This is a genomic window from Tabrizicola sp. (genome assembly GCF_051645465.1).
GTDB lineage: Bacteria > Pseudomonadota > Alphaproteobacteria > Rhodobacterales > Rhodobacteraceae > Tabrizicola.
Genome location: NZ_JBOFBI010000122.1, coordinates 1 through 13,068, shown reverse-complemented (window position 1 = coordinate 13,068; position 13,068 = coordinate 1). Strand labels below are relative to the sequence as shown.

13 protein-coding genes are annotated in these 13,068 nt (G+C 65.3%); 4 read left to right on the top strand and 9 right to left on the bottom strand.

Annotated elements, in window-relative coordinates:
- On the bottom strand, positions 1-700 hold a 700-nt coding region (locus tag ACRCSW_RS07815; RefSeq protein WP_438703994.1), incomplete at its 3' end, for a 3-keto-5-aminohexanoate cleavage protein.
- Positions 701-770: 70 nt separating this feature from the next.
- Here ACRCSW_RS07815 and ACRCSW_RS07810 point away from each other — a divergent pair.
- Complete coding sequence (locus ACRCSW_RS07810) at positions 771-1,733, top strand: GlxA family transcriptional regulator (RefSeq protein WP_438703992.1); 963 nt, start codon at positions 771-773, stop codon at positions 1,731-1,733.
- A 59-nt stretch (positions 1,734-1,792) separates the two neighbouring features.
- Here the strand turns inward: ACRCSW_RS07810 and ACRCSW_RS07805 are convergent, their stop codons facing one another.
- From ACRCSW_RS07805 to ACRCSW_RS07795, 3 genes are all read right to left on the bottom strand, one after another.
- Positions 1,793-3,802 carry a M3 family metallopeptidase gene (locus tag ACRCSW_RS07805; RefSeq protein WP_438703991.1) on the bottom strand — a complete coding sequence of 670 codons (2,010 nt, stop codon included), beginning with the start codon at positions 3,800-3,802 and terminating at the stop codon, positions 1,793-1,795.
- Positions 3,803-3,977: 175 nt separating this feature from the next.
- Positions 3,978-4,787 carry an amino acid ABC transporter permease gene (locus ACRCSW_RS07800; RefSeq protein ID WP_438703989.1) on the bottom strand — a complete coding sequence of 270 codons (810 nt, stop codon included), beginning with the start codon at positions 4,785-4,787 and terminating at the stop codon, positions 3,978-3,980.
- Between the two features lie 39 nt (positions 4,788-4,826).
- A complete protein-coding gene (locus tag ACRCSW_RS07795) occupies positions 4,827-5,612 on the bottom strand; it encodes a transporter substrate-binding domain-containing protein (RefSeq protein WP_438703987.1) in 786 nt (261 codons plus the stop codon).
- Between the two features lie 178 nt (positions 5,613-5,790).
- Here ACRCSW_RS07795 and ACRCSW_RS07790 point away from each other — a divergent pair, with 178 nt between their 5' ends.
- The gene (locus ACRCSW_RS07790) at positions 5,791-6,585 is read left to right on the top strand and encodes a DODA-type extradiol aromatic ring-opening family dioxygenase (RefSeq protein ID WP_438703985.1); all 795 of its coding nucleotides are present in this window, start codon (positions 5,791-5,793) and stop codon (positions 6,583-6,585) included.
- A 7-nt stretch (positions 6,586-6,592) separates the two neighbouring features.
- On the opposite strand, the gene ACRCSW_RS07785 is transcribed toward ACRCSW_RS07790, so the two are convergent.
- Positions 6,593-7,354, bottom strand: a complete 762-nt coding sequence (locus tag ACRCSW_RS07785) for an ABC transporter permease (protein WP_438703983.1) — start codon at positions 7,352-7,354, stop codon at positions 6,593-6,595.
- Positions 7,351-8,277, bottom strand: coding sequence for an ABC transporter ATP-binding protein (locus tag ACRCSW_RS07780; RefSeq protein ID WP_438703981.1), 927 nt, complete (start codon positions 8,275-8,277; stop codon positions 7,351-7,353). Before ACRCSW_RS07780 ends, ACRCSW_RS07785 begins: the two co-directional genes overlap by 4 nt.
- Positions 8,278-8,463: 186 nt before the next feature.
- Between ACRCSW_RS07780 and ACRCSW_RS07775 the strand changes: the two genes are divergently transcribed.
- Together ACRCSW_RS07775 and ACRCSW_RS07770 are read left to right on the top strand one after the other, a co-directional pair.
- The gene (locus ACRCSW_RS07775; RefSeq protein ID WP_438703980.1) at positions 8,464-9,972 is read left to right on the top strand and encodes an endonuclease/exonuclease/phosphatase family protein; all 1,509 of its coding nucleotides are present in this window, start codon (positions 8,464-8,466) and stop codon (positions 9,970-9,972) included.
- A gap of 98 nt (positions 9,973-10,070) precedes the next feature.
- Positions 10,071-10,805, top strand: a complete 735-nt coding sequence (locus ACRCSW_RS07770; protein ID WP_438703978.1) for a class I SAM-dependent DNA methyltransferase — start codon at positions 10,071-10,073, stop codon at positions 10,803-10,805.
- Between the two features lie 324 nt (positions 10,806-11,129).
- Here the strand turns inward: ACRCSW_RS07770 and ACRCSW_RS07765 are convergent, their stop codons facing one another.
- The 3 genes from ACRCSW_RS07765 to ACRCSW_RS07755 all read right to left on the bottom strand — a co-directional run.
- A complete protein-coding gene (locus ACRCSW_RS07765; protein ID WP_438703976.1) occupies positions 11,130-12,182 on the bottom strand; it encodes a HesA/MoeB/ThiF family protein in 1,053 nt (350 codons plus the stop codon).
- Positions 12,179-12,661, bottom strand: a complete 483-nt coding sequence (dut, locus tag ACRCSW_RS07760; protein ID WP_438703995.1) for a dUTP diphosphatase — start codon at positions 12,659-12,661, stop codon at positions 12,179-12,181. Before dut ends, ACRCSW_RS07765 begins: the two co-directional genes overlap by 4 nt.
- 56 nt (positions 12,662-12,717) lie before the next feature.
- Positions 12,718-13,068, bottom strand: a 351-nt coding sequence (locus ACRCSW_RS07755; RefSeq protein ID WP_438703974.1) for a phosphopantothenoylcysteine decarboxylase domain-containing protein, incomplete at its 5' end; no start/stop codon positions are given.

Below are 13,068 nucleotides of genomic sequence, written 5' to 3'. Positions count from 1 at the left end.
GGTTGCGCCCCAGCGCAAAGGCGCTCCAGTGCCAGTGCGAGGGGACGTTGTTCACCATCGCCATGAAGGTGTTCAGATCGTCCGGCGCGCCCCACGGCACGCCCATGCACAGCTGCACCAGCACCGGATCGGGGATGATCCCCTCGCTGGCCAGTTGCTTGGCCAGCCACAGATGCCCGGTATCGAAGGCCTCGATCTCGATCCGCACCCCCGCCGCCGTCATCCGCCGCGCCATGTCGCGCAGCATGCCGGGGGTGTTGACCATCACATAATCGGCCTCGTTGAAGTTCATCGTGCCGCAGTCGAGCGTGCAGATCTCCGGCCGGCACTCGACGACATGGGCCACCCGCTCCTCGGCCCCGCACATGTCGGACCGGTCGGCCATCCGGGTCATCTCTTCGGTGCCGTCGAAATACATGTCCCCGCCCATGCCGCACGTCAGGTTCAAAACCACATCCGTATCGCTGTCGCGGATCCGCTCCGTCACCTCGCGGTAGTAGTCCAACCGGCGCGAGGGCTTCCCCGTCTCCGGGTCACGCACATGGCAATGCACCACCGCCGCCCCCGCCTTGGCCGCCGCAATCGCGCTGTCGGCGATCTGCTTCGGCGATCTCGGCACATGGGGCGAGCGGTCCTGCGTGCCCCCCGACCCGGTCACGGCGCAGGTGACGAAGACTTCGCGGTTCATGGTCAGCGGCATGGCATCCTCCCAGGTTTCAACCAACCATACCGGGCTTCCCAAACCGTTCTTGGCAGTTTACGAAATCCACATGACGGAAAGTGCCATCTTCCAACCCTCGGACCACCCGCTGACCATCGCGCTCCTGGTCCTGCCGCAAGCCTCGATCCTCGAGGTCGCCTCGGCTCTCGACCCGCTCCGCAACGCCAACCGCCAGCTGGGGCACGAGGCCTACCGCTGGCGCGTCGTCTCCCCCGATGGCGCGCCGGTCCCCCTCACCTGCGGGATCGAGCTTCCCTCCTCCGGCTCCCTCGCCCACGCGGCGGGAGCGGACGCCCTGATCGTCATCGCAGGCTACCGCCTCGCCGAGGTCGCCACCCGCCCCCTCATCCGCGACCTCCGCCGCATCGCCCCCCGTTTCCAGCTCGTCGGTGGTATCGACGCCGCACCCTGGGTGCTCGCACGGGCAGGCCTTCTGGATGGCCACCGCGCCACAGTGCATTGGGAAGACCTAGAAGACCTCGCCGCCGCCCACCCCGAGATCGACGTCGTCCCCGACCGCTTCGTGATCGACCGGAACCGCGTGACGATCGCGGGCGCCGCACCGGCGGCCGATTTCATGCTCCACCTGATCCGCGCCCGGCACGGCGGCGCCGTCGCCCGACAAGTCGCCATGAGCTTCCTGACCCAAGCCCGCCCCGGCTACGAACCGCAAACCGCTCCCAATCAACCCGACCCCGCGCTTGACCCCCGCGTCGCCGCCGCCCTCGCCCGGATGGAAGCCCAGATCGACACCCCCGAAACCGCCGCCAAGACCGCCCGGGCCGTCGGCCTCTCCCCCCGCCGCCTCGAAACCTTGTTCCGCGAGGCCCTGGGCACCACCCCCGCCGCCCACGCCCTCGACCTCCGCCTGCAGGCTGCCCGCCGCATGCTGACCGACACGAAGCATCCCCTGGCCGAAGTCGCCCTGAGAACCGGCTTCTCCAGCCCCTCCACCCTGTCCCGAGCCTTCCGGGCAAGGTTCAGTCAGCCGCCAGGCACGCTCAGGCGCTAAGCCCCCCATGGTCATTCTTTGTCCACAAATATCCCGGGGGTCCGGGGGCTGGCCCCCGGTCACGCCGCGTCCAGCAACCCTCGGCCCTTCAGCAAAGCCTCGACCCCCGGCATCTTGCCCCGAAACTTCAGGTACAACGCCTCGGCATCCTCCGAACCGCCGGCCGACAGGATGAACCGCTCCAGCTTCGCCGCCACCTCAGGATCAAACGGATCGCCCGCCTCCTCGAAAGCCGCAAAAGCGTCGGCGTCCATCACCTCCGACCACATGTAGGAGTAATACCCAGACGAATACCCGTCGCCCGAGAACACATGCGCGAAATGCGGCGTCGCGTGCCGCATCCGGATCGCACGCGGCATCCCCAAAGCCTCCAGCACCTCGGCCTGCTTCTGCATCGGGTCGGCGGCAGGCGTCCCGGTGTGGAACTCCAGATCGACCATCGCGCTCGACACGAACTCCACAGTCGCGAACCCCTGGTCATAGGTCCCCGCCGCCAGCAACCGTTCCAGCATGTCCGCCGGCATCGGCTCGCCCGTCTCATGATGCCGCGCGTGGGTCTCCAGGACCGAAGGCACCTCCAGCCAATGCTCATAAAGCTGGCTTGGCAGTTCAACAAAGTCCCGCGCCACCGAGGTGCCGGAAATGAACCCATAGGTCACGTCCGACAGCATCTGGTGGAGCGCATGGCCAAATTCATGGAACAGCGTCCGCGCATCGTCATAAGACAGAAGACACGGGTCCCCCTTCGCGAAGTTGCAGACGTTGACGACGATTGGCCGCTGCTCTCCGCCGAGCTTCCGCTGCGACCGCATCGCCGAACACCAGGCCCCCGACCGCTTGGAGCCGCGCGCGAAGTAGTCCCCCAGGAACACCGCGACATGCTCACCGCGCCGGGTAACCTCCCACCCCCGCACATCCGGATGGTAGAACGGCCCCTCGATCTCGCGGAACTCCAGCCCGAAAAGCCGTGAGGAGCAGTCGAACATCGCCCCCAGCATCGCGTCCAGGCTCAGGTATGGCTTCAGTGCCGCCTCATCCAGATCGTGCTCGGCCTTCCGCCGCTTCTCGCTGTAGTACCGCCAGTCCCAAGGCTCCAGCGGCCCCGGCAGCCCATCCGCCTTAAGCATCGATTCCAATACACCGGCATCCGACAAAGCCTTCGCCCGCGCAGGCTGCCAGACCCGCATCAGCAAATCCCGCACTGCGTCGGGGGTTTTCGCCATCTCCGGCTCCAGCTTGAACGCCGCAAAGTCCGCGTACCCCAGAAGCGATGCCCTCTCCGCCCGCAGCGCCAGCGTCTCCGCCGCGATCCCCCGGTTGTCCGTCTCGCCCCCGTTCGCCCCCCGCGCCACCCAGGCCTCATAGGCCTTCTCGCGAAGCGCTCGGTTCGGCGAGAACTGCAGGAACGGCACGATCAGCGACCGGTTCAGCGTCACCACCGGCCCCGACCCGCGCTCCTCTCCCGCTGCCTTCGCGGCCTCCTGCACAAAACCCGGCAGCGCCGCCAGATCGGCCTCGGAAAGCTCCATGAACCACGACCGCTCCTCCGCCAGCAGGTTCTGCGAAAACTGCGTCCCCAGGACCGCCAGCCGCGACTTCACTTCCGTCAGCCGCTCCGCCTCCGCCCCTTCCAGCGCCGCGCCGGACCGGACGAACATCCGCCGATAAAGCTCCAGCACCCGCCCTTGCTCCGCCGTCAGCCCCAGCCCGTCACGCCCCTGCCACAAGGCCTCGATCTTGGCCCAAAGCGCCTTGTTGTTGGTGACTTCGCTCGAAAACGCGCTCATCTTCGGCGCCAGTTCCCGCATCAGCGCCTCGCGCGCCTCGGTACTGTCGGCCCCGGCAAGGTTGTAAAAGACCCCCGACACCCGGTCGAGATCACCCTCCGCCAGCTCCAGCGCTTCGATCACCTCGCCGAAGGATCGCCCCGACCCATCCGCAATCGCCAAAATCGCCGCACGCGCCCGCGCCAGGGCCTCGTCGAAAGCCGGGCCGAAGTCCTCGTCCCGGATATCAGCAAAAGGCGGCAGTCCATAAGGCGTATCCCACTTTTCCAGAAGCACATTCATCGCAAATCTCCTTTGCACCAAAAGCTAGGCGCGCCGCCGGCAAAGGTCCACCCACCCTTTCCCTTCGGCAAATATCCCCAGGGGGTTTGGGGGCAGGATGCCCCCATCGCCCGAGCCGGTTGCGCGCCTGCGCGCAGAGGCGAGACAAAAGGTCTTCGCGCGGAACGCGCTCAATTCACGAACCGTCCCGCCCGCGCGACCGCATCCGGGTTTCAAACCGCCGCAGGATCAGCGACAGCCCGATGGTCATCACCAGATAGAGGAACGCCGCCACGTTATAGGTCTCGAAATAGCGGAAGTTCCCGGCCGCCGTGACCTTGGCCAGTTGCGCCACATCGGAAATCCCCAGCACCGCGACCAGCGAGCTGTCTTTCACCATTGCAATAAAATCATTGCCCAAAGGCGGCAGGATCAGCCGGAAAGCCTGCGGAAATCGAACATGGCGAAAGCGCTGCCAGCCGTTCAGGCCCAGGGCCATCGCCGCCTCGATCTGCCCCTTGTCCACGGCCTGCAGGCCCGCCCGGAAGATCTCGGCCAGAAAGGCCGAATAGGCCAGCATCAGCGCAAACACCGCCCGCCACAAAAGCGGCACATCGCGGGTTCGCATGATTCCGGTCTCAGCGCCCAGAAGGCCCGCCACCCAGTTCATCCCGGCAATCACCGCCGGGACCAGAACGAAGGCCACGTAGAGAAGGAGCACGATGATCGGCACCCCCCGCATCACCTCGATGTAAAGCCGCGCCGCCTGCCGCAGGACCACATACCGCGACAGCCCCATGACCGCCAATCCAAGCCCCATCCCGCAAGCGCCAAGATAGGCCACGACCGCCACCGCCAGCGTCACCCACAGACCCTTCGACAGCACCCGCAGCGCGCTGGAATAAACCTCGTCGGACAGGATCTCGTACAAAAGCCAAAGGCCGGTGATCGCCAGGATCACCAGCCACCAGGGAAAATCCTTGTCCGGTTCTGCGTTCGGGGCCATGGGATGCCCCCGGGGGTCAACGCCCCCGAAGGCCGCCTCTCATTCGCCCATCTTGTATTCGACGAACCACTTCTGGTTCAGCGCGTCGATCGTGCCGTCGGCCTTCATGCTGGCGATCGCCGCATTGATCGGCGCCACCAGATCCGAGCCCTTCGGGAAGATGAAGCCAAAGTCCTCCGACGCCAGCGGCTCGCCGATGATCTTCAATCCCCCGTTCGACGCCTGCACATAGCCGTTAGCCGCCGTCGAATCCGACAGCGTCAGGTCGACATCCCCCGCCTTCAGCGCCTCAAGCCCCGCACCAAAGGTCTCGAACTTGATCACCCGCGGGTTTTCCTCATTCCCGTCAAGGATCTCATAAATCGCCGCATAGAAGGGCGAGGTCCCCGGCTGGGCCGACACCAGCAGTTCCGGGATCGCCGCGAACGACGCCGCGTCCGTAAACCGCGCCTCATCCCCGCGCACGATCATCAGCATTTCCGAACGCATGTAAGGCTCCGAGAAATCGACCTTCTCCTTGCGCTCGTCCTTGATGGTGATCCCGGTCATGCCCAGGTCGTACTGGCCTTCCGACACCGCCGGGATCATCGCGTCCCAGCTGGTGTTTTCATACTTCACCGTGATGTTCAGCCGCTTGGCGATTTCCGCCATCGCGTCATACTCCCAGCCCACCGGCGCGCCGGATTTGTCCAGGAACTGCAGCGGCGGATAGGCGTTCTCGGTCACGACAACCACTTCGCGGCCCGCAAGATCCGGCAGGTCCTGCGCCATGGCGGGCGCGGCAAGCGTTGCAAAGCCCAATAGGGCAGCAGCAATCAGTTTCATGAGTCAGGCTCCCGTTGGATTATGACCGAGGACTATGCCACTCCCCGGCCACGATGCAAGGTACGATCCATCCCGCGCCCGCTTCTGTGCATCCCTGCACCCAAGGCCGCCGCCAACGCGGAATTGCGCGAGGCCTCCTCATCCCGCATCTTCCCCGAAACACCTCACGGAGCCGCCCATGACCCGGATGCCCACCTATTTCATCAGCCACGGCGGCGGCCCCTGGCCCTGGATGCCGGACTGGCGCGCGATGTTCGTCAACCTCGAGGCAAGCTTCGTCCAGATGGTGAAAGACCTGCCCGAACGCCCCAAGGCCATCCTGATGATCTCGGGCCATTGGGAGGATGACAGCTTCGCCGTCATGTCCACAGCGAACCCGCCCATGGTCTATGACTACAACGGCTTCCCGCCGCACACGTTCCAGATCAAGTACGAAGCCCCCGGCGCACCCGACATCGCTGCACGCGCAGCCGAGCTGATCAGGGCCGCCGGCCTGCCCACGCGGCTCGATGACAAACAGGGCTTCGACCACGGCACCTTCGTGCCCGCCTACGTCATGTACCCTGACGCCTCGGTGCCCGTGTTCCAGGTCTCGCTCCGCCACGGCTACAACCCGGCGGAACACTTCGCCCTCGGCCGCGCCCTCGCCCCCTTGCGCGACGAAGGCGTCCTCATCCTCGGCTCCGGCCTTTCCTACCACAACCTCCGCCTCTTCGGCCCCAGCGCGAAGGTCCCGTCCGAAGCCTTCGACGCCTGGCTCGCCGAGACCATGACCGCCGCCCCGACCGAGCGTACCGACCGCCTGATCCACTGGGAGAACGCGCCCTACGCCCGTACCTGTCACAAAGAGGAAGACCACTTCGCCCCCATCTTCGCCGCCCTCGGCGCGGCCGAAGGCGAACCAGCCACCATGGTCTACCACGACACCGGCCTCTTCGGCGGCGTCACCGCCTCCAGCTACCGGATGGGATGACGCCCGCTCACTGCCGGATGCGCCAGCCGGTGCGGAAAATCCACCAGACCGTCGCAAGGCAGAGCGCCGTAAACGCCGCAATTGCCAGAAGGCTGGCCGCGATCGGGACGTCCGCCGTGTCAAAGAACGACCAGCGGAACACCGACATCAGGTAGACCACCGGATTGAAGAGCGCGATGGTGCGCCAGATGCCGGGCAGCATGTCGACGCTATAGAAACTGCCGCCCAGAAAGATCAGCGGCGTCAGCACCAGAAGCGGGATCAGTTGCAGTTGCTGAAAGTCCTTGGCCCATATGCCGATGATGAACCCGAAGAGCGAGAAGCTGAAACTCGTCACCGCCAGCAGCGCGAACATCGCGAACGGATGCGCAATCGGCAGATCGACGAACAGATAGGCCGTCGCGAGGATCACGAGGCCGATCAGGATCGACTTCACCGCCGCCGCGCCCACATAGCCGATCACGATCTCGATGTAGCTGACCGGGGCCGACAAAAGCTCATAGATCGACCCGATGAATTTCGGGAAATGGATCGCGAAGGATGCGTTCGACACCGACTGCGTGACGACCGTCAGCATGATCAACCCAGGCACGATGAACGCGCCATAGGTCACGCCATCGACCGTCTCGATCCGGCTTCCGATGGCCGCACCGAACACCACGAAGTACAGCGAGGTCGAGATGACCGGGGATATCAGCGATTCCATGATGGTGCGGTAGAACCGCGCCATTTCCCGCAGGAAGATTACGCGTATGGCCTGAAAATTCATGCTTTCCCCCTGACCAGCCCGACAAAGATATCCTCAAGGCTGCTCTGTTTGGTTGCGAGGTCCGTCATCTGCAGCCCCGCCGCCCGCAAGTCGGTCAGCAAGGTCACGATCCCCGTCCGCTCTCCCTTGGTGTCATAGGTGTAGATCAGGCTTCTCCCTTCGGGCCCCAGCTCCAGCGCATAGTGGCTCAAGGCCTCGGGCACCACCGTCAGGGGCTCCGCCAGATCGACCTGCAGCTGCTTCTGCCCCATCCGCTGCATCAGCGCGGCCTTGTCCTCGATCAGCAGGATTTCGCCCTTGTTGATCACGCCGACCCGGTCGGCAATCGCCTCGGCCTCTTCGATGTAATGCGTCGTCAGGATGATGGTCACGCCCTGCGCCCTCAGGTCGCCAACGACCGCCCACATGTCCTTGCGCAGCTCGACGTCCACCCCAGCCGATGGCTCATCCAGGAACAGCACCCGCGGCTCATGCGCCAGCGCCTTGGCGATCAGCACCCGACGCTTCATGCCGCCCGACAGGGGCTGGATCCTGCTGTCCTTCTTGTCCCATAGCGACAGCTGCCGCAGCACCTTTTCGACATAGGCCGGATCGGGGGACTTGCCGAAGAGCCCGCGCGAGAAACTGACGGCGTCGAACACCTTCTCGAACGGCTCCAGCGTGATCTCTTGCGGCACAAGACCGATCAGGTTGCGCGCGGCCCGGAAGTCCCGCACCACATCATGACCGCCCACGCTGACGCTGCCGGATGTCGGCTGCACGATGCCGCAGATGGTGGAAATGAGCGTCGTCTTGCCTGCGCCATTGGGGCCGAGAAGCGCCAGTATCTCACCCTCCTCGATCTCCAGATTGACCGACTTCAGCGCCTGAAAGCCGGACTTGTAGGTCTTCGTCAGGTTCTGGACGGAAACGATCGACGGCATGGAATCCTCGTGGCTCGCAAGGCAGTGACCCTAACCCGTCCAGCAGCCACGGCCAAGATCGCCCTTCAACACTTGGTGCACATCGACTGTGCCGCTGCCAGACCCGCCCCCTCCCGGCCGAAATGTCTTCTCACCGTGACGATTCGCGATCACACTGACTTCACAGTCAGTCAGATGGAGCCACCAATGCGCCCCGCAGCCCTGCTTGCCGCCGTCATGACCCTCACCGCCGCCCCCACACTCGCCGAAGACATCGAACTCCGCGTCATGTCCTTCAACATCTGGTACGGCGGGGTCCAGGTCAGCCAGCCTGAAGTGATTGAAATCCTGCGCGAATCCGACGCCGACATCATCGGCCTGCAGGAACCCGACGGCCAGACCGCCGCCCTCGCCGCCGCCGCAGGCTACCCCTACGTCGACCTCCGCCGCCACATCATCAGCCGCGTCCCCCTCTTCGACCCCAAGCTCGGCGAACGCACCGAGACCGGCCAATCCGTCTACCCCCTAGCAGGCCTCGACGCCGACGCCCCCCATGTCTGGGCCATGGTCGCCCCCGGCAAGGTCGTGGCGGTCGGCAACCTCCACCTCACCTCCGACCCCTACGGCCCCGACCTCCTCCGCGACGGCTCCCCTCTCGAAGAGGTCCTGCAGGGCGAAACCGACACCCGCCTCGCCGAGATCGACCCCTATGCCAAAGGCCTGGAATCCCTCATCAAATCCGGCACCCCCGTCATCGTGACCGGCGATTTCAACACCCCCTCGCACCTTGACTATACCCAGGCCGCCATCGGTCTCCGCCCGTCCATGACCGCCGCCGTCCCCTGGCCCGTCACCCTCCGGATGGAGGCCGCAGGCTTCACCGACACCTTCCGCGCCGCCCACCCGGACCCCGTCGCCCGCCCCGGCCTCACCTACTCCCCTGGCTTCCCCTGGCCCGTCCAGCGGGAAGGCGAAAGCCTCGACCGCATCGACTATATCTTCGCCGCCAACGCCACTGTCCGGGGCGCCGAGGTCTGGGGCGAACCCGACAACCCCGATGTCGACAAAGGCTTCGACCCGTGGCCCTCCGACCACCGCGCCGTGATCGCCGACCTCACCGTCACCCCCATCGACGCCCCCGCCATGCTCGCCGTCGAACCCCGCCTCGTCCCCGAAGGAAGCACTTTCGTCACAAGGGGCTACCTCCCCGGCGACGCGATCTGGGGCGTCCGCATCGTCCCCCGCGGCGGCGATCCCGCGACCCAGACCGTCACCTCGGTCGAAGGCCTCGTGCCCACCTACAACCGCGCCTTCCGCTTCTCGACCCTGGGCCTCACCCCCGGCCCCTGGGACGCCGTCCTGATCGACGAAGCCGGCGCCGAGCAAGCCCGCACCCGCTTCTCAATCATCGGAGGCAACGGCAAACCCACCCTCACCGTCGCCACCCCTTCGGTCAAAGCCAGCGACCCGATCACCGTCAGCTGGACCGGCGCCCCCGGCCTCAAATACGACTGGATCGGCGTCTACGCCGCGGGCGACCCCAACCTCTACAACTACCTCGCCTTCGCCTACACCGGAGCGACGCTAGACGGCAGCATGGAGCTGACCCCGGACCTCTACTACCAGACGCTGGAACCGGGGGAATATGAGCTCCGCCTCATGTCGGATGACCACTATGTGACGCTGGCGACATTGGGGTTCAAAGTGACGGAGTAGGGCCGGCCGCAATCGGTTTTCTGCCAAGTTCCCCAAGCTTGACAGGATCGTCGTCAAGGGCCACCACCAGTCTCTGGTTCCGAAAGCAAACGCACACCATGCAGGACGATGGTTTTTTCGACGAGAGCGTGGCCCGCACCTATGATCGCGATCATGGCTCCACAGACCCGGCGCTCGTTGAACTGACCGTGGACGCACTGTGCGATCTGGCGGACGGTGGACCGGCTCTGGAATTCGCAATTGGGACGGGACGCATTGCCCTGCCCCTCGCGGATCGTGGCGTCACGGTCAAAGGCATCGAACTGTCGAAAGCCATGGTGGCGGAACTGAGAAAGAAGCCAAACGGCGCCCTTGTCGACGTCACCATAGGCGACATGACCACGACACGCGTCGAAGGCCCATTCTCGCTTGTCTTTCTGGTGTTCAACTCGATCGACAATCTGACGTCGCAAGAGGCGCAGACCGCCTGCTTCATCAATGCGGCTGCGCATCTGAACCCCGGTGGGCGGTTCGTGATTGAAACACTTATCCCTCCGCTCCAGAAACTCCCGTTCGGCGAAACAAGGCGCGCATTCGCCTGCTCGGACGATCATTGGGGCACAGACGTCTTCGATGTCGCAACCCAGCAGTATTCGTCCAACCACATCTGGGTCAAAGGCGGCTCACATGCCCGGCTTTCCATTCCCTTCCGGTACACTTGGCCCGCCGAGCTGGATCTGATGGCCAGAATTGCAGGTCTTGAGCTCGAGTTCCGGTGGAGCGACTGGCGACGGTCCCCATTCACAAGCCTAAGCGAAAAGCATGTATCGGTTTGGCGCAAACCAAGGGCGTAAGTCCTGCGCCAGGCTCGCCATATGATCAAGACCTCGCCACCGTTCGCGCCTCGCGTTCAAGGGAGAGCCAGCAGCGTTCCGCCCGCAGGACCACCAGTAATCCCTCGACTGGACTCAACATCAGTCCAATTCAATTCAAATTGTCCTGCTCTTTTCCAAATACTCCACGGGGAGCGCGAGGGGTGTGAAACCCCTCGCTCCCGCCCTCACCGCCACTCACCGCCCCAAAGCCAAAGCGAGAACCTCAGCCAAACCTTAACAGATCCCTAGCACCCCTTCTCTAACCCATTGGAATCATTTGCGACCCCCGATCGTAACTCAGAGTTACGCCCCCTCAGACCGGGGACCCGCCCCGCCACAGACCGGACAATCCGCCCGCTTCTTGACCCCGATCACCCTGGTCTCCCCATAAAGCGCGTCATGGATCATCAGCCGCCCCGCCAGCGTCTCCCCCGCCCCGGTCAGATGCTTCACCGCCTCCATCGCCATCATCGCCCCGATGATCCCCGGCAAGGGTGCCGCCACCCCCGCCTCGGCACAGGTCGGCACCAGCTCGGGCGAGGGCCGAACCGGAAAGACGCAGGCATAGCACGGCCCCCCGCGGGCCGGATCGAACAGCGACACCTGCCCCTCCCACTGCGTAAGCGCCCCCGAGATCAACGGCACCCCCGCCGCCACGCAGGCCCGGTTCACCAGATACCGCGTGTCGAAATCGTCGGTTCCGTCCAGCACCAGATCATAGTCCGCGATCAGCTCGCCTGCATTCTCCTCGGAAAGCTTCCGGTTGTAGGGCCTCACCTCGATGAACGGGTTCAACGCCTTCATCGCCACCTCGGCCGAGAACACCTTCGGCATCCCGATCCGCGCATCCGTATGGATCACCTGCCGCTGCAGGTTCGTGCTTTCCACGATATCCGCATCGATCACCCCGATGGTCCCGACCCCGCTTCCCGCCAGATACAGAAGTGCCGGAGACCCAAGCCCCCCCGCCCCCACGACCAGCACGCGGCCCGCCTTCAGCCGCTTCTGCCCCGGCCCCCCGATCTCGCGCAGAAGGATATGACGGGCATAGCGCTCCAGCTCCGCCTCGCGGAACGTCCCCGGCGCGGCCACTGGCGCGGGGTCTTCAACTGTACGCCGCCGCACGGCCCGCAAAAGCTCGCGATAGCCAAGGATCACCGCCCCCAGCAGCCCGAACACCAGCCAGGCCGGGAAGTTGCCCCCCAGGACCAGCGCCACGGGGTTTTCTGCCGCCATCGGCAGATGCATGACCATCACAAACGCCCACCACCCCGCCGCAGCCAGAAGCCACCACTCCCCCCAGCCGCGCCAGCGGCCAAGACCCCATATCCCGACGAAGCCCAGAAGCCCGATCACGACCGACCCGTCGCCCCGAGGCCGGTGGACCCAAAGCCCCCGGTCCCCCGCGCCGTATCGTCCAGCGCCTCGACCACCGCGAAAGCGGCCTGCACCACCGGCGCCACCACCGCCTGCGCCACCCGGTCGCCGTGGCGGATCGTGTAAGGCTCCGGCCCGAGGTTGATCAGCGACACGCCCAAAGGCCCGCGATAATCGCTGTCGATCGTCCCGGGCGTGTTGGGCAAGGTGATCCCATGCTTCGACGCAAGGCCCGAACGCGGCCTGACCTGCATCTCATACCCGTCCGGGACAGCCACCCTGATCCCGGTCGGACAGATCGCCCGCTGCATCGGGACGAGGACCAGCCCGGCCTCACGCAGCTCCGGCGGGAAGTTCGCGCACAGATCCGCCCCCGCCGCCCCCGCCGTCTGGTAGGCAGGCAAGGGCAGCGTCCGATCCGCCCAGTCTTCCCAAACCACGCTCACCAACGGGCGCATCCGATCTGTCATTTCTTGTCCTCAAATATCCCCGCCGGAGGCTTCCGAACGCGCAGCTAGGCCAAAGCCTCGGCAATCCGCGCCGCGAGCCGCCGCGCGACCTCGTCCTTGCTCATCCGCGGCCAGGCTTCCGCACCCGCCTCGGTGATCAGCACCACCGCGTTTTCGACCCCACCCATGATCCCGGTCCCTGGCGACACATCGTTGGCCACGATCCAGTCGCAGCCCTTCCGCACCCGCTTGGCCGTCGCATGTGCCACCACATCGGTAGTCTCGGCCGCAAACCCCACCACCAGCTTCGGCCGCTTCGCCGCTTTCGACACGCCCGCCAGAATGTCCGGGTTCTCGGCGAACTCCAGCGCCGGGGGGCGGCCGGACCCGTCCTTCTTCATCTTCTGACCGCTCGC